Annotated in this window: 4 protein-coding genes; 3 read left to right on the forward strand and 1 reads right to left on the reverse strand. The window is 66.3% G+C overall.

The window, feature by feature from the left end; translation table 11 throughout:
• Positions 1–86: 86 nt before the first annotated feature.
• The 3 genes from ASD15_RS16885 to ASD15_RS16895 are packed head-to-tail and all read left to right on the forward strand — an operon-like array spanning position 87 to position 4,447.
• On the forward strand, positions 87–1,241 hold the full coding sequence (locus ASD15_RS16885; RefSeq protein ID WP_057156163.1) for a hypothetical protein: 1,155 nt from the start codon (positions 87–89) through the stop codon (positions 1,239–1,241).
• A gap of 21 nt (positions 1,242–1,262) precedes the next feature.
• Positions 1,263–3,452, forward strand: a complete 2,190-nt coding sequence (locus tag ASD15_RS16890; RefSeq protein WP_229418232.1) for a 4Fe-4S binding protein — start codon at positions 1,263–1,265, stop codon at positions 3,450–3,452.
• Entirely contained in the window at positions 3,449–4,447 is a 999-nt protein-coding gene (locus ASD15_RS16895; protein ID WP_057156165.1) for an FAD:protein FMN transferase, read from the forward strand. The genes ASD15_RS16890 and ASD15_RS16895 overlap by 4 nt, the downstream gene beginning before the upstream one ends.
• Positions 4,448–4,452: 5 nt before the next feature.
• Here the strand turns inward: ASD15_RS16895 and ASD15_RS16900 are convergent, their stop codons facing one another.
• Positions 4,453–6,417, reverse strand: coding sequence for a sigma-54-dependent Fis family transcriptional regulator (locus ASD15_RS16900; RefSeq protein ID WP_057156166.1), 1,965 nt, complete (start codon positions 6,415–6,417; stop codon positions 4,453–4,455).
• Between the last annotated feature and the right edge of the window lie 366 nt (positions 6,418–6,783).

Raw genomic sequence — 6,783 nt, forward strand, 5'->3', positions numbered from 1 at the left:
CTCTGATGCATACCCGGCACGCAACTTGCCCCTTAGGTGGTGCACCGAACGCGGTGCACTCAAACATAAAACCAAGGGAGACTGGAATGAAAAAGATCATCACGGGCGGCATCGCCGTTGCCACTTTCGCAGCGCAGCATGCCGGCGCGGTTGATTTCAAAGCTGGCGACTGGACCGTGGGCGTGGGCGGTATCGTCAACGCCTACTACACCCAGGTATCGTGCTCCGGCGATGCCGTGGGCGGGCTGGCGCTGGCCGGCAAGGGCCTGGGCTGCGGCGGCCAAGACGACCGCAGCACCATCGGCAACGGCCTGCTGCCCAATGGCCTGGTTACCTCCGCCAGCTCCAACCTGGGCGGCTACGACGTCAAGGCGCTGATCGGCATCTACCACGCCACCGCCACCGACAGCGCCATCAGCCAGAACAGCAACGTGGACGTGCGCCAGGCCTACTTCACCTTCGGCACGGCCGACATGGGCACCATCAAGATGGGACGCGACAACGGCCTGTTCGGCGCCGGCGCCATTTTCGGCGACATGACCCTGATCGGCGCCGGTGCGCCGGTGCAGGCCACGCAGCGCGGCCGCGTCACGCTGGGCCACATCGGCGCAGGCTATAGCTACGTCGGCTACTATGGCCAGATCGCCTACAGCTCGCCGAAGAGCAGCGGCTTCGGCGTCGACGTGGCGCTGGTAAGCCCCGTATCCGACACGCCGCTGCTCACGCCGTCGGTGTACTCGACCAAGACCAGCCCGCAACTTCAGGGCCAGCTCACCTGGAGCGCGGGCGGCGCCAAGGCCTGGCTGGGCGCCAAGGGGCAGAAGTTCGAGTCGGTGACCCCCGGCGTGAACGACTTCACCATGCGCGCCTTCGAAGTGGGCGCCTCCTACAACGAGGGCACGCTCGGCCTGCTGGCCAACTTCCAGGGCGGCAAAGGACTGGGCGTGCTGTCCGACGCGGACCAGGGCGAAACCACGGCGCGCAACTACTTCGTACAGGGCACCTACAAGGCCACCGGCAAGATGAAACTGGGCCTGGGCTACGGCATCAGCAAAAACAGCGACAACACGGCGGGCACCGGCGGCTTGAAATCGAACGCCAACCTTACGCTGGGGGCGTACTACACGCTGAACAGCGCCATCACGCTGGTGGGCGAAGTGGGGCAGACCCGTTCCAAGGGCTTCAACGGCAGCGAAGCGAAGATGAGCGGCGCCTCGCTCGGCGGCATCATCTTCTTCTGACCTGCGGAGGCTGGCGGCGCTATGATGGCTCACTCGGTACTCAACGTTTTGCGGCGCATGGCGATGCTGCTGCTGGCGCTCTTGCTGTCGGCGCCGGGCGCGCCGGCGGCGGCCGGTGTGCTGGACCGCGCCGCCGTGGCGCAGCGCTTCCCCGCGCCGCTGATGGTGGGCGAGCGCGACGCGGCGCTGCCGGTGTGGCCTTTGTACCGGCAGAACGCGACGGCGACGGAACTGGTGGGCTATGCGTTCGAGTCCATCGACCTGGCGCCGGTGGCAGGTTTCGCCGGCGTGCCGCCTAACCTGCTCATCGCGCTGGATGCGAAAGGCGCTTTCCTTGGTGTCTCGGTGCTGTCGCATCACGAGCCGGTGTTCCTGGAAGGCCTGGGCGACGCGCCGTTGGCCCAGTTCCTGTCGCAGTACCAGGGCGTGCCGCTGGCCAGCTCCATCCGGATTGGCGTCAAGGACGGCAAAGGCGGCCCGCAGGAAGTACAACTGGACGGCGTGGCCAAGGCGACCGCTTCGGTGCGCATCATCAACCAGAGTGTGTTATCCGCCGCGCTGAAGGTTGCGCGGGCCCGTCTCGGCTTCGCGGCCGGGCGCGATCCCGCGCAGGCTGCCCGGCTGCGCACCGATGTGGAAGAGCCGCTCAGCCTTGAACGCATGGTGGCGCAGGGCGTGCTGCACCAGCTGCGCGTGACCAACCGGCAGGCCGAGGCGCTGTTCAGCGGCTCGCCCGGCGCCGGCCTGGATGCGGAGGCCCTGCGCGATCCTGACGGCACCTTCGTCGATTTGCGGCTGGCCTATGTGTCGTTGCCGGCAGTGGGCCGGAGCCTGCTGGCGCCGCGCAGCTGGAACAAGCTTGCTGCGCGCCTGGAACCTGGCGACCATGCGGTGCTCGCGGCCTGGTCCGGTCGCCATACGCTGATGCCGGAGGAATTCGTGCCGGGCAGCGTTCCGGAGCGGCTGCTACTTCGGCAGCAAGGCTTGCCGCTAGAGCTGCGTGACCTGGACATGGAACTGTCGCTGAAAGATCCTGCCGCGTTTGGCGGCGCGCATGTCGCCGTGTTCCGCGTGATCGCCCAGGCCGGGCTGGACCCCGGCCTGCCGCTGGACTTTGCGTTGCCCGTCACGCGCAGCAAGGGCATCGTCTACCCGGAGCGGACCACGCGCGAACTGGCGCTGCAATACCGCTTGCCCGAGCGCTTCTATACCGCCGGCGCTGCTGCGGAACCGGCATGGCATGGTGTCTGGCGCGCGCAGGCGGTGCCGCTTGGCGTGCTGGCCGTGGGCTTGCTGGTGCTGGCTGGCGCGCTGATTCTGCAACGGCGCCTGGCCGGGCGTAGCGTTCGGCTGGCGCGCTTCCGGTTCGCCTACCTGGTGTTTACGCTGGGCTTCGTCGGCTACTGGGCCCAGGCCCAGCTTTCGATCGTCAACCTGACCGGGGTGGCGCAAGCGCTGGCTGCCGGGCGCAGCCTGGAATACCTGCTGTTCGACCCCGCCACGCTGATGGTGTGGGCGTTTGCGCTGGTGGCGCTGCTGTTCTGGGGACGCGGCGCGTACTGCGGCTGGCTGTGCCCCTTCGGCGCACTGCAGGAATTCGGCGCCCGGCTGGGACAGTGGCTGCGCCTGCCGCAGATACGCCTGCGCAGCAAGGCCGATAGACAGTTCAAATGGCTCAAGTTCGTGGCCCTTGCCGCCATTGCCGTCAATGTGGCGATCGCCTCCAGTGCCGCGCTGGAAAGCACAGTGGCCGATGCCGCCGGCGCTGCCCCCGCGCCGGCAGCGGCGAGTCTTGACCTGCTGCTGGAACTGGAGCCGTTCAAGACCGCCATCACGCTCAGCTTCGTGCGCAGCTGGCCCTACGTTGCCTACGCGGCGGGTCTGGTACTGCTCAGCGCAGTCTGGTTCCGCGCCTTCTGCCGCTACCTGTGCCCGCTGGGTGCGGGCTTGGCGCTGCTCGGGCGGGCCAGGCTGCTGGATTGGGTGCCGCGCCGCAAAGCATGCGGCCAGCCCTGCCAGACTTGCCGCCACCGCTGCGCCTACCAGGCCATCGAGCCGGCCGGCGCGATCGACTACGAAGAGTGCTTCCAGTGCCTGGACTGCGTCGCCATCCATGATAGCGAAGCGCAATGCGCACCGCTGCTGCTGGAGCGCAAGCGAAGCGGCGTCATTCCCATTGCGCGCGCAGGCGCCAAGGAGACAGCATCATGAAACGAAGGACATTCCTGGCCGCGTCGATCGGCGTGCTGGCCGGCGCCGAGGCGGGCGCCAGCTCGGCAGCGGCTGCGGGGCCGCCGCTGCACACGGCCGCAGCGCAGGCGTTCGGCACCACTGTCACCGTCACGGTGGCGCACGCGGACGGCGCAGCGGCACAAGCGGCAATGCGCGCCGCGCTGCGAGAAGCCCAGGCAGTGGACCGGCTGATGTCCATCTACGATCCGGCCAGCCAGGTCTACCAACTCAACCGCGACGGCGTGCTGCCCAATCCCCACAACCGTCTGTTGCTGGTACTGGCGCAGGCGCGCGCCTTGGCGCTGCTGACCGACGGCGCCTTCGACGTCACTGTCCAGCCCTTGTGGCTGGCGTACGCGCAGGCTGCAGAGCGGGGTGGCTTGCCGGACGCGCTGGCCCTGAGCCGTGCCCGTGCACTGGTCGGCTGGCGGCAGCTCGCCTTCAAGCGCGGGGAAGTGCGCTTTTTGCGGCCGGGCATGGCGCTCACCCTGAATGGCCTGGCCCAAGGCTATGCCGCCGACCTGGCGCTGGCCGCGCTGCGCCGGCACGGCATCCGCAACGCGCTGCTCGACACCGGCGAGTTCGCTGCCAGCGGCGCCAAGCCGCCCGGCTTGCCTTGGGCGTTGGGTATCCGTGATCCGCGCGATGCCGGCGCCTGTACCGACATCGTGCTGGCGCGCGACCGTTGCCTGGCCACGTCCGGCGATTATGAGTCGGTGTTCACGCAAGACCGCGTGCATCACCACATACTGGACCCGGAGCGGGGCGACTCGCCGCCGGAACTGGCCGGCGTGACAGTGCTGGCGCCATCCGCGCTGCTGGCGGACGGTTTGTCCACGGCTTTCATGGTCATGGGCGCAAAGAAGGCGCATGCGCTGGCCGGCCGCCTGCCTGGCATTGACCTGCTCACGGTGGACAAGCAGGGCCGGGCGCGCCGCTCGCCCGGTTTCGCAGCGGCAGCGGGGCGCGCATGACAGCCTTACTTCAGGTGCGGCATCTTGCGGTAGATGGTGTTGCGCGACACGCCCAGCGCGCGCGCCGTGGCCGACACATTGCCGCCGTGCGCCGCCAGGGTCCTCTGGATCAGCGAGTGTTCCACGTCCTCCAGGCTGGCGCCGCCGGCCGGCAGGTGGATGGCTGGGGCCGATCCGCCATATGTAGCAGCAGCGGCAGCAGCAGCGCATGGCGGATCGGCTGCAGCGATATCGTCCAGGAAGTCATCCGGCATATGCCGCTGCGAGATTTCAAACTCGTCGCCCGCCATTACGATGGCGGTGCGCAGCAGATTGGTCAGCTGGCGGAAGTTGCCCGGCCATTTGTGGCAGCGGAACAGTGCCAGCATCTCAGGCGCCACCGTATAGCGCGTGCTGCCTGATTCGATGGCGATAATCTTCTTCACCACCGTTTCCAGATCGGTGCGCTCGCGCAGCGGCGGCAGCTTGACCACCAGGCCGTTCAGCCGGTAATACAAGTCTTCGCGGAACAAGCCCTTGGCGATGCGGTCGCGCAGGTTGTGGTTGGTGGCGCAAATGACTTCGACGTTGACCGGGATCGACTTGCTGCTGCCCAGCGGCGTCACCATGCGTTCCTGCAGCACGCGCAGCAGCCTGGCCTGCAGGCTGTAGGGCATGTCGCCGATTTCATCCAGGAACAATGTGCCGCCGTTGGCTTGCAGTATGCGGCCGACCGCGCCCTTCTTGCGGGCGCCGGTGAAGGCGCCGTCTTCATAGCCGAACAGTTCGGATTCGATGAGCGTTTCGGGAATCGACGCGCAGTTGACCGGAATGAAGGGCCCCTGGCCGCGCGGCGAGTCGTTGTGGATGGCCTGGGCCAGCAGCTCCTTGCCGGTGCCGGTTTCGCCCATGATCATGATGGGAATGTCCTTGCCCAGCACGCGCGTCACCTTGTCGATCACCAGTTCCAGTTGCGGATCGCCGGTGCGCAGATAGCGCAGGCCGGACAGCTTGCGCGCCGCGTTCGCGGCATGCAGCGCGGACGGCGCCGCCGCAGGACGTGCTGCGGGCTCGGTGTCGTGCGGCTCGGCCAGTACATGCTGGAAGTGGCTGCTGCCCAGGCGCAGCTGGGCGCGGCCGTACACGCGCACGCCATTGTGCATGCACAGGTTGAGCAGGCCGGGGGCGGCGGTACGGTAATGGTCGAACAGCGCCGACACCGGCAAGCCGAACAGGGAATTGAAGGTGTGCGTCTGCAGCGCCGCATAGCTCAAGCCCAGCTGGAACAGTCCGCTGCGGTTGGCGGACAGGAAGCGTCCACCCGGCGTGAAAGAGGCAATGCCTTCCATCAGTGTGCCGATGAATTCCGGCCGGGTATGGAAATGCAGCGTGATCGAGTCCTCGAACGTGGCCTGGAACAGCTGGTTCTCTATCATCAGCGCGGACATACGCRCCAGCGCCATGGTGTGCTTGTGGTAGCTGCGCTGGTCGCCCGATACGTCCAGCACGCCGACCACGTTGCCGTGATGGTCGGTGATCGGCGCGGCGGAGCAGGTCAGGAAGTGGTTGGCTTGCAGATAATGCTGGTCCGCGTGCACCAGCGCAGCACTCTTTTCAGCGATGGCGGTGCCGATCGCGTTGGTGCCCCTGCGCTCTTCGGACCAGGCTGCGCCGGGCTGCAGCGCCACGCGGTTGGCCTTCTCAAGAAAGTCCGCATCGCCCAGCGAATGCAGGATCACGCCGTTCGCGTCCGTCAGCAGCACCATGTTGTGGGTGTTGATGATTTGCTGGTACAGCGTTTCCATGGCCGGCAGCGCGTGGGTGTGCAGCATTTTGTTCTGCTCTATTAGCAGGGACAGGTCGCCGCTGGCGATGGGTCCGATGTCCAGTTTGCTTTCCGGGCAGAGTCCATAGGCGAGCGAGCGCTCGTGCGAAGTGCTGATGATGCCGGCCATATCCATGGCGGCAGTGGTGGCGGTTGGCTGGTACATGTCTCCGATTCCTCTAGCGGGCCGTCTGACGCGGCGTTTTTTGTGTGTCGGTTGTTACAGTATGGCGCATTTGTATCGTTATGGAACACCCAGGACGGAACAAACGCCGCGCCAGGGCCGTTGGCCGTGCCGCTTTCTATTACTTAGCAAGCCTGATGCCACCACCTTACATGAACCTGAAATAGCGCTTGCCTATGGGACAGTGTCTTGCTATAGTTCTGTCCCCGCGCTGCTGAACATACGCAGCGCAGGATGGAAGGAAAAGCAGGGGTTGACGGAAGCAACGACAAGCCTCATAATCTTCCTTCTTCGCTGCTGACAAACAAAACGCTTTGTCAAACGCAGCAGATCTTTAAAAATTAACAG

The sequence above is a fragment of the Massilia sp. Root351 genome (assembly GCF_001425045.1).
Classification (GTDB): Bacteria; Pseudomonadota; Gammaproteobacteria; order Burkholderiales; family Burkholderiaceae_D; genus Rugamonas.